Here is a 12,242-nt window from a genome sequence, read left to right on the forward strand (position 1 = left end):
CGACGGAATCCAGCGGGTCCGGGCGTGGGCCTTCGATCGTCCCGCCGCGGCCCTCAGACATCAACGCCGCCCGGCGGACGCCCGTTCGACACCAGCCGCCTAGGCCTCGGGGATCTGGGTGCCGTCCTGCTGGTTTGCGCCGGCGGCAGTCTCGGCCTGCGAGCGGGCCACATGGGCGTGGACTTCTTCCATGTCCAGTGCCTTGACCGCGTCGACGACCTGCTCGAGCTGCTGGGCATTCAGGGCGCCGGGCTGGGAGAACACCAGCACCTTTTCGCGGAAGGCCATCAGCGTGGGGATGGACGTGATGCCTGCCTCGGCGGCGAGCTGCTGCTCGGCCTCGGTGTCAACCTTGGTGAAGACCACGTCCGGGTGCTTCTCGGAAATTGCTGAGTAGGTCGGGCCAAACTGCTTGCAGGGGCCACACCATTCTGCCCAGAAATCGACGAGGACAATGTCGTTGCCCTCGACGGTCGACGCGAACTGTTCACCTGTAATGTCTACGGTAGCCATGGGTCAACGGTACGCGAGCAGCCGCGCCTTGTCCCCCGTATTTCGCTGATGGCTCAGCGCGCGACGCCGGGGATGTGACGTCGGAGTCAAACCCAGGCGTGCGGCGCGGGACGGCGGGCGCCGGGCAGCGCGTTGGTTTCCCGCCATTCGTGGATCCATTCCGGCAGCTCGAGATCCGCCGGCGGCTCGCCGAACTCGCGCAGGATCTCCTCCTGGCTGACCGGCTTTCCCTTGCTGACCAGCCGGGTGGCGATGTAGGCGCGCGCATAGATTTCGCCGTCCACCACCATCCGCTGCTCGAAGTAGATGGCCTTCGCGTCGAGGCCGATGATCTTCGTTTCGATGGTGTACTGCTGCCAGAGCTGCAGCGAACGGCGGAAGGCGATGGTCTCCCCCGCAGCCACCGGACTCCAGCCGCGCCGGCGCATGGCCTTCCAGGTTCCGCTGCGGGCCATGAGATCGAATCGGCCCAGATCCATCAGGGAGAAGTACATGCCGTTGTTGACATGCATGGCGATGTCAATGTCCGTGGGCAGGACCCGGAGGGGCAGGGATGAGGTGTCCCAGATGCTCAACGGGGTTCGCCGCGACGATGTGAACAGGAGGGCCAGGGTGCGGAGCAGCAGATGCATGCTCATCATGTTACCCACGAGTAACAACAGTGCCAAGGTCCTCCCGCAAGGTCCCCCGGTGTTGTCCGCTGTCAGGAAGCGGTCAGTGTCCACGGCCACCACTTGCCAGCCAGTCCGTTCACAACGGCGGCGACACCCCGCCCCGGCGTACTAGCCTTGCCGGATGGCGAACGAACTCTCAATCCGGCCCGCAGTTCCAGATGACGCACGGAGCATAGCCCTGGTGCACATCCAGGCCTGGCGCGAGAGCTACGCCCATCTGCTGCCGGCGGACATCCTGGCCGGCCTCGATCATGGCGCGCGGGAGAAGATGTGGCGGACCCTCATCGCAGCCGGCACTCCGGACGTCTGGGTCGCCAGCGACGGGGCGGAGATCATCGGCTGGGCCTCCGCCAGCGCCGGACGCGACGCCGACGCCCCCCGGCCGCTCGAGCTCGAAGGGATCTACGTGCTCGCCAGCCACTATGGATCCGGGGCGGGACAGTCGCTTCTGGACACCGCCGCGGGCGGCCGACCCGCCTATTTATGGGTCGCGGCGGACAACCCCCGCGCCTTCGCCTTCTACCGGCGCAATGGTTTCGTCCCGGACGGCGCAACCACGACGGCGGAGCTGGCCGGGGTTCCGGTGCGGATCATGCGCATGGTGCGGTAGCCGGCGGACGCGACTTCCCGCCCTGCCCTGCACTGCCCTGCCCTGCCCTGCCCTGCCCTCAGTACAGGATGCGCTGGTACAGGATGTGGTCCTGCCAGGCGCCGGCAATCTTGAGGTAAGCCGGCGCCATTCCGATTTCCTCAAAGCCGGAGCGCTTCAGGATCTTCTGCGACGCGGCATTGTGCTGCAGGGTCGCGGCCTGGAGCCGGTGCAGTCCCAGCTCCGTCTGCGCTGCGCCGACGGCGTACGCCACGGCCGCCGAGCCTATCCCGCGCGCGTTGTAGTCCTTGTCCACCCAATACCCCAGGTGTGCGCTGAGGAACGGGCCCCGGACAACACCGCTCAGCGTCATCACGCCGACGATGCGTCCGCCGTCTAGCAGGACCCACGGGACATCGGAACCGGCGATGAACATCGCCAGCTTGGACTCGATGTTGGCCGCCTGCCCTGCCACGGTGAAGAATTCCTCGGACCGCCGCGGCTCCCAGGGGGCCAGATGTTCCCGGTTGCGCCGATACGCGGCGCTCAGGCGCTCGGCGTCGGACACGTGCAGCACCCTCACGTGGACGCTGCCCGCCAGGGTTGTGCCGGATCCGAGAGTTTCCATGTCCTCAAGTAAAGCAAACCCGGCAGGCGCCGGCGGCACTGGCAGAACCTTCCACTCCGGCCAACAAAGTGCCACAGTCGAAACATGAACAGGCAAGTCGACGGTCTGCTCCTGGAACTGAATCCAGTATTCAGCGCACCGCCGGAGCGGATCTTCGCCCTGCTGACAGAGCCGGACGGACTCGCCAGCTGGTGGGGTCCGCACGGCTTCACGCTGCCCGAAGCCCGGCTCGACCTCACGGTGGGCGGCCGCTACCGCTTCACCATGAAACCGGCCGACGGCGATCCCTTCCATCTCTCGGGAAGGTTCCTTGAGATCACTCCTCCACGCCGCCTCGCCTACACGTTCAACTGGGAGGAGCCAACGCCGGACGACCGGGAAACCACCGCCACGCTCACCCTCGACGTGGAGGGCTCCGTCACCCGCGTGGCGCTCTGGCACGGCCTCTTCGCCACCGAGGAGCGGCTCGCGCTGCACCGGGACGGCTGGTCGGAGAGCTTCCAGAAGCTGCGCCGGGTCCTTGAGTCACACGGCTAGGGCTCGCCGGCCCCGAGTTCACGATTCGGTGGCGGACACTTCGAGAATCGTTTCCAGACCGTCCTCGTCGTCCCACTGCTCCCCCACGGCCTGGAATCCGTACTGGTCCAGCAGCCGCCGGGAAGGAAGGTTATCCGGGCGCACCGAGGCACGGACGACGGCGACTTCAGGGTGGCGATTTGCCGTCTCCAGCAAGATCACGAGGGCCCCGCGGGCGTAGCCCCGGCGGCGGTGCGCGGGATCGATCGAATAGCCGATCTCGACCATGCCGGCGTCGTCCGGCGGCCCGTGGTATCCGGCCCGCCCCACCACCTTGCCGGAGACCGAATCGATCAAGAGCCGCGTCACCCATGCCGCATCGGCAGGACTGCGGGCAATCTGGTCCCGCCGCATGCGCCAGACGCCGACGCATTCGGGGCCCGCGAGGTAGGGCGTGAGTTCCAGGGCGGCCGCGGCGCGGGCGGCGTCCAGGTCGCCGTCGGCGAGCGCGTCCAGCACCGCCGGGGCCACTTGCTCGAGTGCCAGGCCGGCGGCCGCTGCGGTCCCGGATGTCCACGGATCTTGCGTCATTCCCATCCGGCCATCATGGCAGAGAGCCCCCGTGCGTGCGGAGCGCTCAGCCGCCGGCCTTGAGCTTCCGCCAGCCGCCGGCCCGGTTGTTGGCGATGATCTGCCGGAACATCTCGATCAGGGCCGGAGCGTTGATGGCTTCGCCCTGCCGGAAGGCCACGGTGCGCGCGGTCTTGTTGTCATGCCCGGCGGTGATGATGCCCTCCGGGTCGGGGACGATTCCGCCGTCGTACATGAACACGTTGACGTGGTCCTTGGCGGCCAGCAAGGCGCAGATGTTGCCGTCCAGGACGAAGTACGGCTGCGTGGTGCGCTTGATGGTCTCCAGCACGTCGGGGTCGGCGGCATGGACCAGTTCACGGACCTCGCGGCAGATCGACTGCTGCCAGCCGGGCAGTGCCGCAATGAAGGCGTCAACGCGCGGATCGGTGGCCGCCAGCTGCTCAGGCTGCATCGTCGTCATCCCCGTTGGTGTCCGTCCCCCGGACAATCACGCTTTCGACGCCGGGCAGGTCCATCAGGTGCGGAACGAGATTGCGTAAGGGATGGTGCCCAAAGAACCGGACATCCATCGAGACCATCGGCCTGTGCTCATCGCCGGTCCGCCGCGTGCGCAGGATCGAGGAGCTGAAACCCATGGTGGTGGCGATTTCGAGCAGCTGACGCAAGACCCCTTGGCCATCGGCATAGCTGATGTGCAGTACCCGGTTCCGGTCCACCGTGGGGATCTTTCGGACCGCAGGCGCAACGAGGAACAGCGTGATGAGGTGGAAGATGGTCAGCGCCAGGGCAAGGGAAACCATGCCCGCACCGCAGGCCATGCCAACAGCGGCGGCCACCCAGATGGTGGCGGCCGTGGTGAGGCCCCGGACGACGTCCCGGCCTTTGAAGATGACTCCGGCGCCGAGGAAGCCGATGCCGCTGACGATCTGCGCGGCAATCCGGGACGGGTCCATGGTCACGCCGGGGTCAAGGACGTAGGCGAAGCCGTAGGCCGAGACGAGCGTAAATGCACATGATCCAAGGCCCACGAGGACATGGGTGCGGTAGCCGGCGCTTTTCTGCCTGACCTGCCGTTCGATGCCGATCAGGGAGGTCAGGACGAAGGTGGCGAGCAGAAGCAGGAGTTCCACCAGGCTTGTCTCGGTGAAAAGTCCCAACATTCCGACCATGAGGTGCCCTTCCTGGCCGGGGCAAGCAAGCAGGCCCGGCCGGTAGCAACTGCGTTACCGCCGACTCTAGCAACGTCCGCCCAGGGACACCGACATGTCCACCCGCTTCGACGAATTGCCGCCGCCGGGGTTTCACCCGGGATGAGGCTCCCCGGGCAACTCCCCGGCACCGAACCGTTCAAACGAGGCACTCTGCTGGGCCAGCCTGCGCATGGCCAACAGAACCGGCTCCACCAGCACGGTTCCAAGGACCACGTATCGCATCGCAGCCTCCGGCGAGTCCGTGGGAACACTTCCCACGTCGGCATCCGCGACGTCGCGCATGGCCTGCGCATAACGGTCCAGCACCGGCAGCGGCAGATCGAATCCGGCGCTGGAGAGTCCGGCCAGAGCCTCCACCAGGGCGGCCTGGGTATTGCGGTCGCAGGCCTGCTCCCCCCAGCCCCAGCGGCGCAGCAGCTCTTGCGCCGGCGCGAGGTCGACGTCGTCCGGCGCCGGGCGGGTGACCGCGCGGTGGGCCAGGCCGAGCGGGTCGTGCCCGGACTCCGGGGGGTTGTCGACGCCCAGGAGCAGTTCGCGGGCGGCGGCGACACTCAGTCCTGCCGTGCCGACGAGCGCGCGGATCAGCTTCAGCCGGCGGACATGCGAGTCGTCGTACCGCGCCTGGGTGGCCGAAGTCAGCACCCCCTCGTGGAGCAACTTCTCCCGGAGGTAGTACTTGATGGTCGCCACCGGAACGCCCGTGGCCGCCGCCAACTGTGAAATACGCAACCGATCCTCCTTGACTTAGATAGTACTACTCCCCATTATTGGGGAGTATCAGTATCCAGTGAGGAGAAAAGTATGACACGCATGAATGCAGGCCGATTCACGCACCGCCATCCCGGTGAGCTGGTGGTCTTCCTGATCGGAATGAGAATCAACCGCCCCTGGCGTCCGGACCTGTGGCTACCGGTGTTCTTCGCCATGCCCAGGATGCTGGCCGAACTCCTGCGCGAACCCGGGTCCGGTCTGCTGGGTTTTCGTTTCACTGTTGGCGCAAGCGGTCCTGTGATCGTGCAGTACTGGAATTCGGCGGACAAACTGTATGCCTATGCGAGTGCACCGGCGTCGGAGCACAAGCCGGCGTGGACGGACTTCAACCGCCGGGCACGGAAGTCCCCCGGCGCCGTCGGCATCTGGCATGAAACCTTCCAGGTGAGCCGGGCCGAGAGCATGTATGTCTCGATGCCGGCGCAGGGACTGGGACAAGCCACCGAGCTGGTGCCGGTAGGGCCGCGGGGCGATCGGGCCAAGGACCGGCTGGCAGGCGCGCAGTAGGCTTCCGGCGGCACCGGATCGGTGCTTGGATGGAGGCGAGTGGCAGCGGTCCCGAGGAGGATTCCGTGGAAGATCCCTATGATCTTGAACGCTTCATCACCGCCCAGGACGAGGGCGGGACCTATCTTCAGGCCGTGTCGGAGCTTTCTGGGGGCTTCAAGCGCAGCCATTGGATGTGGTTCATCTTCCCCCAGCTTGCAGGCCTTGGGCACAGCCCGACTGCCAGGAGATATGCCATCTCCGGGCTGGACGAGGCGAAAGCCTACCTCCGCCATCCGGTGCTGGGTCCGCGCCTGATCGGAAATGCCGGGGCAGTGGCCGGCATCGCCGGACGTACCGCCGGGCAGATCTTCGGAAGCACGGACGAGCGGAAACTGCGCTCGTCGATGACCTTGTTCCTGCGGGCAGACCCGAAGGAACCCGTTTTCCAGCGGATTCTCGACCAGTACTTCGAGGGACTGCCCGATGCCTCCACAGACCAGCTCCTCGGTCGGCTTGGGTAAGGGCGGGCTAGACCGCTCACCGCCAGCGCGGTGATCATGCGTTCCATCCGCGCGAGGCCGTCCCGGAGTCGTCGACGGCGATCAGGGCGCCGGCCGCGCGGCCTCCGGAGGCGGACTACCCGATTCTGGCCGATCCGGAGCTGCCGCCCGTGCAGCCGCTTCGATCCTGGCGCGGTGCCCGGCCCACTCGGCAGGGGTCCGTTGCGAGAGGTTGGGATCACCCGGACCGCCGCAGGAGGTTCCGGGTCTCGCCGTCGGACGTGCGTTCGGTCATGACAACAGCATGGCGAGCCGCCGACGACGGGCCTGGGGCCATAGTCCCCCGGACTTTCAGACGCCTTTCGGCGAGGACAAGTATCGACGGCTGGGCCGATACGGAGGAGGATTAAAGGGCAGTCACCAGAAGGAGGTCAGTGATGTGCTACCAGTACAACAGGGATTTCCGGCGGGACGTCCAGAAGGATGCCGCAAAGGAGCCTGAAGTGCGCCCGGAGCCCCGGGTGGAAGCGAAGGACTTCAAGTTCTGGGCCTTCCCCCGCCGCAGCCGGGAATTCACGGTCGAGGAGCCGGCGACGGCTGACCGGACCAGTGAGAAGGTCTAGCCCCAGGAAGACCAAGGAAGGCTCCTCAGCGAGGGGCCTTCCGCTTGTGCCAGCCCTTGGAATGCGGGCGCGCCAAGTGCGGGAGACTGGAAGTCCCGATTACGAAGGCAGGATCCACATTGATCAATCTCCAGCAGGACGCCGATGGCTTCATCCGTATGAACCGGCACTTTCCTGGCAGCACCATCATTTCCATTACTTTCAGCGATGGGTCCTCGGAGGAATTCTTCGGCCATCAGCTCAACAAGGTCTATGACGAGGCACTGGCCGTCTACCGGGCCGAGAACCACCTGGATGCGAAGGGATTCTCGCGGGCCCCCAAGAAGACAGTCCATCCCGCTAACAAAATCGAGTTCGTTCCCGTTCATCCCGGAATGGCCAAGGAGACGCCGCAGACCCATTGACAGGGGCCCGATTAGCTGATCTACAACCAAATGGCTGTAGATCAGTTAAGTAATGCAGAGCTCGCCCGCCTGTTCCAGGCGTTCGCCGATGCGACGCGGCGGGACATTGTCGCCCGGGTGACTCCAAAATCACCTGAACTGCTCCGAGCGGCATACGCAGGGGGCTGAAAGCGGCACAGCGGAAGGAATGTCCCGGCGGGCAAGACTTCGCCCTGAGCTATGACGGACCTGAGCTATGACGGAATTGTTGGGCGGGCCAGCGCCTTGGCCTGTGGTCTGGTCTATTGCCCGGGGGCCCGGTAGGACGGTGTCTTCTTGGCTGCTTTATCGAGATCCTCCGGCGTCATGAGCGGTTTCAGATGCAGGTTCACGGAGCCCGTCGAATTGATCATGAGCGACAAGGCGGCGGCGTCGGCCTGTTCCGGGATGTCAAAGACCCCCAGGACGTCGGTCTCCCCGAAGGCGTAGTAGAAACTTTCGAGCGAGCCTCCTACGGATTTGAGGGCTTCGACAACCGCTTCACGGCGCTTTGTGCCGCCTTCGCGCATGAGGCCCTTAATTCCGTCGCCCACATAGTTCGCTTCAAACAGATATTTGGTCATAGCGTTTCCTGTCCCGTGATGTCCAGGACGTAGGCATCCGAAGATGTGCCCAGCACACATTGAGGGAAGGTCCCGGAGTAGGTCCCCGGAGTGGGGCTGTGCGCACATCGTAGGCCGTCCTCGCCGCCCTGACAACAGTTGCCAGCGAGCCCCCAGCAACAGTGAGCACGGTTTGAAGAGCCTTTGCCGGGCGAGCCCAAGAGCTGCCCCAACCAGACTGAACTTGCCGGCGTCCTGTCACCCCCGAATACTGACAGGACGCCATTGCCGGATTGGCATACGCGCTATTTCGCGGCAGGGACACCCAGGGCTGCCGCGTTTGTGGCGGCGCTTCGGCGGATCTCTTTGACCTTGTCGATCTGCGGGGCGATTTCCTGCATGCGGGTTGTCAGATATTTGTCCAGGACTTTGTCCAGCGCGGCGTGGAACCCGGCCTTATCCCGGCAGACAGCGTCGGTGACGGCGATCTTGATCTCCTCCTGGCCCCCGGCGCGTTTTCCGGCGTCGGTGGCCTGCTGGGTATTGGCGTAGGAGGGGTATGGGGTTTCGTTCATGCAGGCTTTCCAGTCCTGATCGGCTTTGGCTAGTCCAGGGTCGCGGCTGGCGGAGTCGGTGGCGGGGTAGAACGAGTTGTACGCGATGCCGGTGGCGAGCATGTAGTTTTCGGGACTGCCGTAGATCTGTGTCGTGGCTTCCCCACGGCACCCGCCCGAGGACGTCCCCTTGCCTTGCACCGTGGTCATTGGTGCGGTTCCGGCGGGGCCGGTGAGTGCGTTGTTAAAGGCCGGATCGGCGAACAGCCTGCCGTCTGCCGAATCCGGTGCCGGCTCGTGCGGCCCTTGTGGGCCGCTGCTGGCGTATCCTCTGGCTTTGGCAGCCTCGACCGTGAGCCGCTTGGATCCGATGGCTTCGTTGAGGTCCAGTGTCAGGTCCCACCGGGGCGGCGTGTAGTCGAAGCCGGCCCTGGCCATGCAGAGCCGGATGGCTTCCTGCATGCCCTGTTCGGCGACCGGATCGTCCTTGGCATAGGCCTCGGCCTGCCGGACGCTCCCTGCGACGGGCTCCGCTGACGGGGCGATCGGGCCGGCCGGGATGGCGGCCGCGGCGAGCGCGGCGCCGGTGCCGAGGACCAGCACGGCAGCGCCGAAGATCTTCCTCTTATTCATGTTGGCTCCTCAGGTTGTTTTGGGCATTGCGGTGGCGACCTTCCCTCTGGGAAAGCCTCTTTGGTTCGAGCGGTTGTTCGGGTGTTAGTTGAGTACGTTGTTTTCGTAGGCGAAGGCAACGATTTGGATCCGGTTCTTGAGTTTGAGTTTCGCCAGGATGCTGCCCACGTGTGACTTCACAGTGGCCTCGCTGAGCACCAGTGACGCGGCGATCTCGGCGTTTCCCAGCCCTTTGGCAGTCAGGAGAAACACGTCGCGTTCCCGCCCCGAGAGGTTTACCAGCGCGCCGTCGTTCCCGGTTGAAGGCGTGGTGTAGTCCCGCAGGAGTTCGTTGGTGAGGGCCGGGGCGATGACCGAGTGGCCCGAGTGAACCGTTCGGATGGCGGCCAGCAGGAAGTCCGGGGTGGTGTCCTTGGTCAGGAAACCGGCGGCACCGGCCTGAATTGCACGGACGACGGCTTCGTCATGCTGGATGGTCGTCAGGACAATGATCTTGGTTGAATTCCCGGCGGGGGTTTCCAGGATCTTCCTCGTGGCGGTGATTCCGTCCATGGCGGGCATCCGAATGTCCATCAGGAGCACATCAGGACGCGTCTCCAGCGCGAGTTTGACGGCGGACTCCCCGCTGACGGCTTCGCCGACGAGATCCATGTCCGGCTGGCTGCGCAGGATCATTTTGAGTCCGGCGCTGAACAGCGGCTGGTCATCGGCCAGGGCAATCCGGATTGGTACGGCGGTCATGGCGTAGCTCCTTCCAAAGCGCGGAGTCGCGGCTCTTTCGGGGCAGCCCCACGGTGCTGGTCACGGTGCTGGTCAGGGTGCTGGTCAGGACCTGCCGATGGGAGGAACGCCATAACTTCGAAGGTCTCTTCGCCCCGGACCGTTTCGACCCAGCCGCCCGCGGCTGCGGCCCGGGCTTTCATTCCTGCTATCCCTCTGCCCGACGTCGGGGCCTCCGGCTGCGCTGCCGGACTGTTGAAGAGCGAGGAGCGGACACGGAGTTCAAGGGTCGTTGCAGTCCACACCAGGTGCAGGCGTGTGCCCTTGCCCCGGTCCGCGTGCTTGAAGGCATTCGTCAGGCTCTCCTGCGCCAGTCGGTAGACCGTCAGGTGCTGCAGGGGGGTCAGGTGCCAGGGCTGGCCCGTCGTTTCGATCTGGACCGGCATGCCGCTCGAACTCAGACGGCCGGCGAGAATTACCAGGTCCTCGACTCTTTGCCCCGGCTGCTCGGTGATTTCAGTGGAGAAGCCTTCGATCAGCCGGCGCGTTTCGACTAATGCGGTCCTCGCAGCTTCGGCGATGACCGTGGAGGCTTCCTCGACGGACTCCGGTTCGGTACGGTGGATGAAGCGAATTCCATCGGCCTGGGCCACGATGACTGTCAGCGAATGAGCCAGGACATCATGAAGTTCCCTGGCGATTCTATTGCGTTCCTGTTCGAGGGCCAGTTCAGTCGCCGTTTCCCGCAGTCGGGCCTCCGCCGCGAGCTGGGCCTTACGGCTTCTCGAGACGTTGTTTACGGCCACACCAACGGCCCAGGCCGCGAGGTTCAACGCGGCGAACGCCCCGAAGATCAGAAAAGCGTACGTGACGGTTCGCAGCAGTCCCCTGCCGTATAGCTGGTTGCCGAAGATGAAATTGATCCAGGTCTGGTCGGTAAACCAATTGGCGGTCGTGATGCCGGCAAATATGAGAGCCGCTGCAGGAAGGATCCAACGGTTCCGGGTTTTCCAGCCGATCACCGCGAAGAAGATCACGACGGGAACAGCTGCGTAACTCAGAACTCCCGATAGAAGCACCAGTGGGACGACCTTGAAGGTCTGCAGGACCAGAGCGACGAAAACCAACCCCAGGGCAGCTAAAGGCAGGATCTCGGCGACGGCGACACCGGTCAGGAGCGCCAGTAACAATGCACTGTTCTGGTCGAAATGCCGCTGTTCCAGGATCAGAAGTGTGCCCAGAAGCAGCATGGCCGTGGCCGGTGCGGCGAGGAGCCTCAGATGCGTGATCGTCTTGAACATGCTTTCACCCTAAGCGGGCCTTCACGCCGCTGCAGCGCATTTCCCGTGAGTTCCAACCCGATGATGAAGAAGTTCCCCCGGACGGATGACACGTCAGCCACGAGTTGACCACCCGACGGCGCTTCACCCGGAACGTCGTCACGACTTCGAGACCGTTTCTTCACATGGTCCCGAGCAAAACCGTCCCGTGGGCCGTCGCCGCACACCCTGCAGCAGGCAAAAGAAAGAGCCTCCGGAACCTGTTGGTTCCGGAGGCTCTTCCAAGGGTGGCAGATGAGGGATTCGAACCCCCGTAGGCGTTGCCAGCTGATTTACAGTCAGCCCCCTTTGGCCGCTCGGGTAATCTGCCGAACTTCAAGAGAAGATCACTCGCGGCTTCCGGCTTCAGAACGCCTGTTTCCAGTCCGTTCCGCTTCCAGCAACCGCGGGCAAGACAACTTTACAGAACTTCCGCCGAAGAATCGAATCGGCGGACTGTGGCGCCAAAAAGCCCGGAAAATCAGGCTTCCCCAAGGATACGGACGGCAAGTTTGGACTCGAACTTCGCAGCTTGCTCCTCCGTGATCTGGTTCAGCTGCACGGCCCGTGCCAGATCGGCGTGGACGCCGTCCAGCCTCGAAGAGGCATCCGCGGCCGGGCTGAAGATGATCGAGGCCGCCAGCGTTGCGGCCGCCACGGACGTCGCGGCCGTGGCGAAACCGCCTGCGGCGGCTGCGGTGGAGCGGATGACATAGTGGACGGCCTTGTTCTGCATGAGCTGTACCTTTCGAGCGACTCTTTCAACTCCTGCAACTCTGCCACCCAAAACTTCGTTCCGGCCCTGACTCAGCTTTGAGCGGACTGTGAACAGGGACAACGCCCCGCCGAGCTTCACTTCAGGGGCATCCGTACTAGGCTGGATTGCAGACACTAGGGCCCTTCATGGGCACCCCCCCAACCAC

18 protein-coding genes and 1 tRNA gene are annotated in these 12,242 nt (G+C 64.7%); 6 read left to right on the forward strand and 13 right to left on the reverse strand.

Features of this window, described 5'->3' with window-relative positions; genetic code table 11:
* Positions 1–99: 99 nt before the first annotated feature.
* The gene (locus tag ACQCSU_RS07295; protein ID WP_426979077.1) at positions 100–513 is read right to left on the reverse strand and encodes a thioredoxin family protein; all 414 of its coding nucleotides are present in this window, start codon (positions 511–513) and stop codon (positions 100–102) included.
* 86 nt (positions 514–599) lie between these two features.
* Positions 600–1,145 (reverse strand): acyl-CoA thioesterase, encoded by a 546-nt coding sequence (locus ACQCSU_RS07300; protein ID WP_426979739.1) that lies wholly within the window; start codon positions 1,143–1,145, stop codon positions 600–602.
* 163 nt (positions 1,146–1,308) lie between these two features.
* Here ACQCSU_RS07300 and ACQCSU_RS07305 point away from each other — a divergent pair, with 163 nt between their 5' ends.
* Positions 1,309–1,797, forward strand: a complete 489-nt coding sequence (locus tag ACQCSU_RS07305) for an N-acetyltransferase family protein (protein ID WP_426979078.1) — start codon at positions 1,309–1,311, stop codon at positions 1,795–1,797.
* 58 nt (positions 1,798–1,855) lie between these two features.
* On the opposite strand, the gene ACQCSU_RS07310 is transcribed toward ACQCSU_RS07305, so the two are convergent.
* A complete protein-coding gene (locus ACQCSU_RS07310) occupies positions 1,856–2,404 on the reverse strand; it encodes a GNAT family N-acetyltransferase (protein ID WP_426979079.1) in 549 nt (182 codons plus the stop codon).
* 84 nt (positions 2,405–2,488) lie between these two features.
* On the opposite strand from ACQCSU_RS07310, the gene ACQCSU_RS07315 reads away from it, so the two are divergent.
* Positions 2,489–2,941, forward strand: coding sequence for an SRPBCC family protein (locus tag ACQCSU_RS07315; RefSeq protein ID WP_426979080.1), 453 nt, complete (start codon positions 2,489–2,491; stop codon positions 2,939–2,941).
* Between the two features lie 18 nt (positions 2,942–2,959).
* Here ACQCSU_RS07315 and ACQCSU_RS07320 read toward each other — a convergent pair whose 3' ends face one another.
* From ACQCSU_RS07320 to ACQCSU_RS07335, 4 genes are all read right to left on the reverse strand, one after another.
* Positions 2,960–3,517 carry a GNAT family N-acetyltransferase gene (locus tag ACQCSU_RS07320; protein ID WP_426979081.1) on the reverse strand — a complete coding sequence of 186 codons (558 nt, stop codon included), beginning with the start codon at positions 3,515–3,517 and terminating at the stop codon, positions 2,960–2,962.
* Between the two features lie 40 nt (positions 3,518–3,557).
* The gene (locus ACQCSU_RS07325; protein WP_426979082.1) at positions 3,558–3,965 is read right to left on the reverse strand and encodes a DUF1801 domain-containing protein; all 408 of its coding nucleotides are present in this window, start codon (positions 3,963–3,965) and stop codon (positions 3,558–3,560) included.
* Complete coding sequence (locus tag ACQCSU_RS07330) at positions 3,955–4,683, reverse strand: MgtC/SapB family protein (protein ID WP_426979083.1); 729 nt, start codon at positions 4,681–4,683, stop codon at positions 3,955–3,957. The genes ACQCSU_RS07325 and ACQCSU_RS07330 overlap by 11 nt, the downstream gene beginning before the upstream one ends.
* A gap of 132 nt (positions 4,684–4,815) precedes the next feature.
* The gene (locus ACQCSU_RS07335) at positions 4,816–5,454 is read right to left on the reverse strand and encodes a MerR family transcriptional regulator (RefSeq protein WP_426979084.1); all 639 of its coding nucleotides are present in this window, start codon (positions 5,452–5,454) and stop codon (positions 4,816–4,818) included.
* 72 nt (positions 5,455–5,526) lie between these two features.
* On the opposite strand from ACQCSU_RS07335, the gene ACQCSU_RS07340 reads away from it, so the two are divergent.
* The 4 genes from ACQCSU_RS07340 to ACQCSU_RS07355 all read left to right on the forward strand — a co-directional run bounded on the left by ACQCSU_RS07340 (position 5,527) and on the right by ACQCSU_RS07355 (position 7,512).
* Positions 5,527–6,003: a DUF4188 domain-containing protein gene (locus ACQCSU_RS07340; protein ID WP_426979085.1), complete on the forward strand. Its 477-nt coding sequence runs from the start codon at positions 5,527–5,529 to the stop codon at positions 6,001–6,003.
* A gap of 65 nt (positions 6,004–6,068) precedes the next feature.
* Positions 6,069–6,506 (forward strand): DUF1810 domain-containing protein, encoded by a 438-nt coding sequence (locus ACQCSU_RS07345; RefSeq protein WP_426979086.1) that lies wholly within the window; start codon positions 6,069–6,071, stop codon positions 6,504–6,506.
* A 416-nt stretch (positions 6,507–6,922) separates the two neighbouring features.
* Positions 6,923–7,108 (forward strand): hypothetical protein, encoded by a 186-nt coding sequence (locus ACQCSU_RS07350; RefSeq protein WP_426979087.1) that lies wholly within the window; start codon positions 6,923–6,925, stop codon positions 7,106–7,108.
* Positions 7,109–7,227: 119 nt separating this feature from the next.
* Positions 7,228–7,512, forward strand: a complete 285-nt coding sequence (locus ACQCSU_RS07355; RefSeq protein WP_426979088.1) for a hypothetical protein — start codon at positions 7,228–7,230, stop codon at positions 7,510–7,512.
* Positions 7,513–7,793: 281 nt separating this feature from the next.
* Here the strand turns inward: ACQCSU_RS07355 and ACQCSU_RS07360 are convergent, their stop codons facing one another.
* The 6 genes from ACQCSU_RS07360 to ACQCSU_RS07385 all read right to left on the reverse strand — a co-directional run bounded on the left by ACQCSU_RS07360 (position 7,794) and on the right by ACQCSU_RS07385 (position 12,055).
* Positions 7,794–8,114: a GYD domain-containing protein gene (locus tag ACQCSU_RS07360; RefSeq protein WP_426979089.1), complete on the reverse strand. Its 321-nt coding sequence runs from the start codon at positions 8,112–8,114 to the stop codon at positions 7,794–7,796.
* Between the two features lie 284 nt (positions 8,115–8,398).
* Positions 8,399–9,280 (reverse strand): hypothetical protein, encoded by an 882-nt coding sequence (locus ACQCSU_RS07365; protein WP_426979090.1) that lies wholly within the window; start codon positions 9,278–9,280, stop codon positions 8,399–8,401.
* Between the two features lie 84 nt (positions 9,281–9,364).
* Positions 9,365–10,021 carry a response regulator gene (locus ACQCSU_RS07370; RefSeq protein WP_426979091.1) on the reverse strand — a complete coding sequence of 219 codons (657 nt, stop codon included), beginning with the start codon at positions 10,019–10,021 and terminating at the stop codon, positions 9,365–9,367.
* Entirely contained in the window at positions 10,018–11,301 is a 1,284-nt protein-coding gene (locus ACQCSU_RS07375; protein ID WP_426979092.1) for a sensor histidine kinase, read from the reverse strand. Before ACQCSU_RS07375 ends, ACQCSU_RS07370 begins: the two co-directional genes overlap by 4 nt.
* Before the next feature lie 267 nt (positions 11,302–11,568).
* Positions 11,569–11,650, reverse strand: a tRNA-Tyr gene (locus tag ACQCSU_RS07380).
* Between the two features lie 150 nt (positions 11,651–11,800).
* Positions 11,801–12,055: a hypothetical protein gene (locus ACQCSU_RS07385; RefSeq protein WP_426979093.1), complete on the reverse strand. Its 255-nt coding sequence runs from the start codon at positions 12,053–12,055 to the stop codon at positions 11,801–11,803.
* Between the last annotated feature and the right edge of the window lie 187 nt (positions 12,056–12,242).

Origin of the sequence: Pseudarthrobacter sp. O4 (genome assembly GCF_050157025.1) — a bacterium.
Classification (GTDB): Bacteria; Actinomycetota; Actinomycetes; order Actinomycetales; family Micrococcaceae; genus Arthrobacter.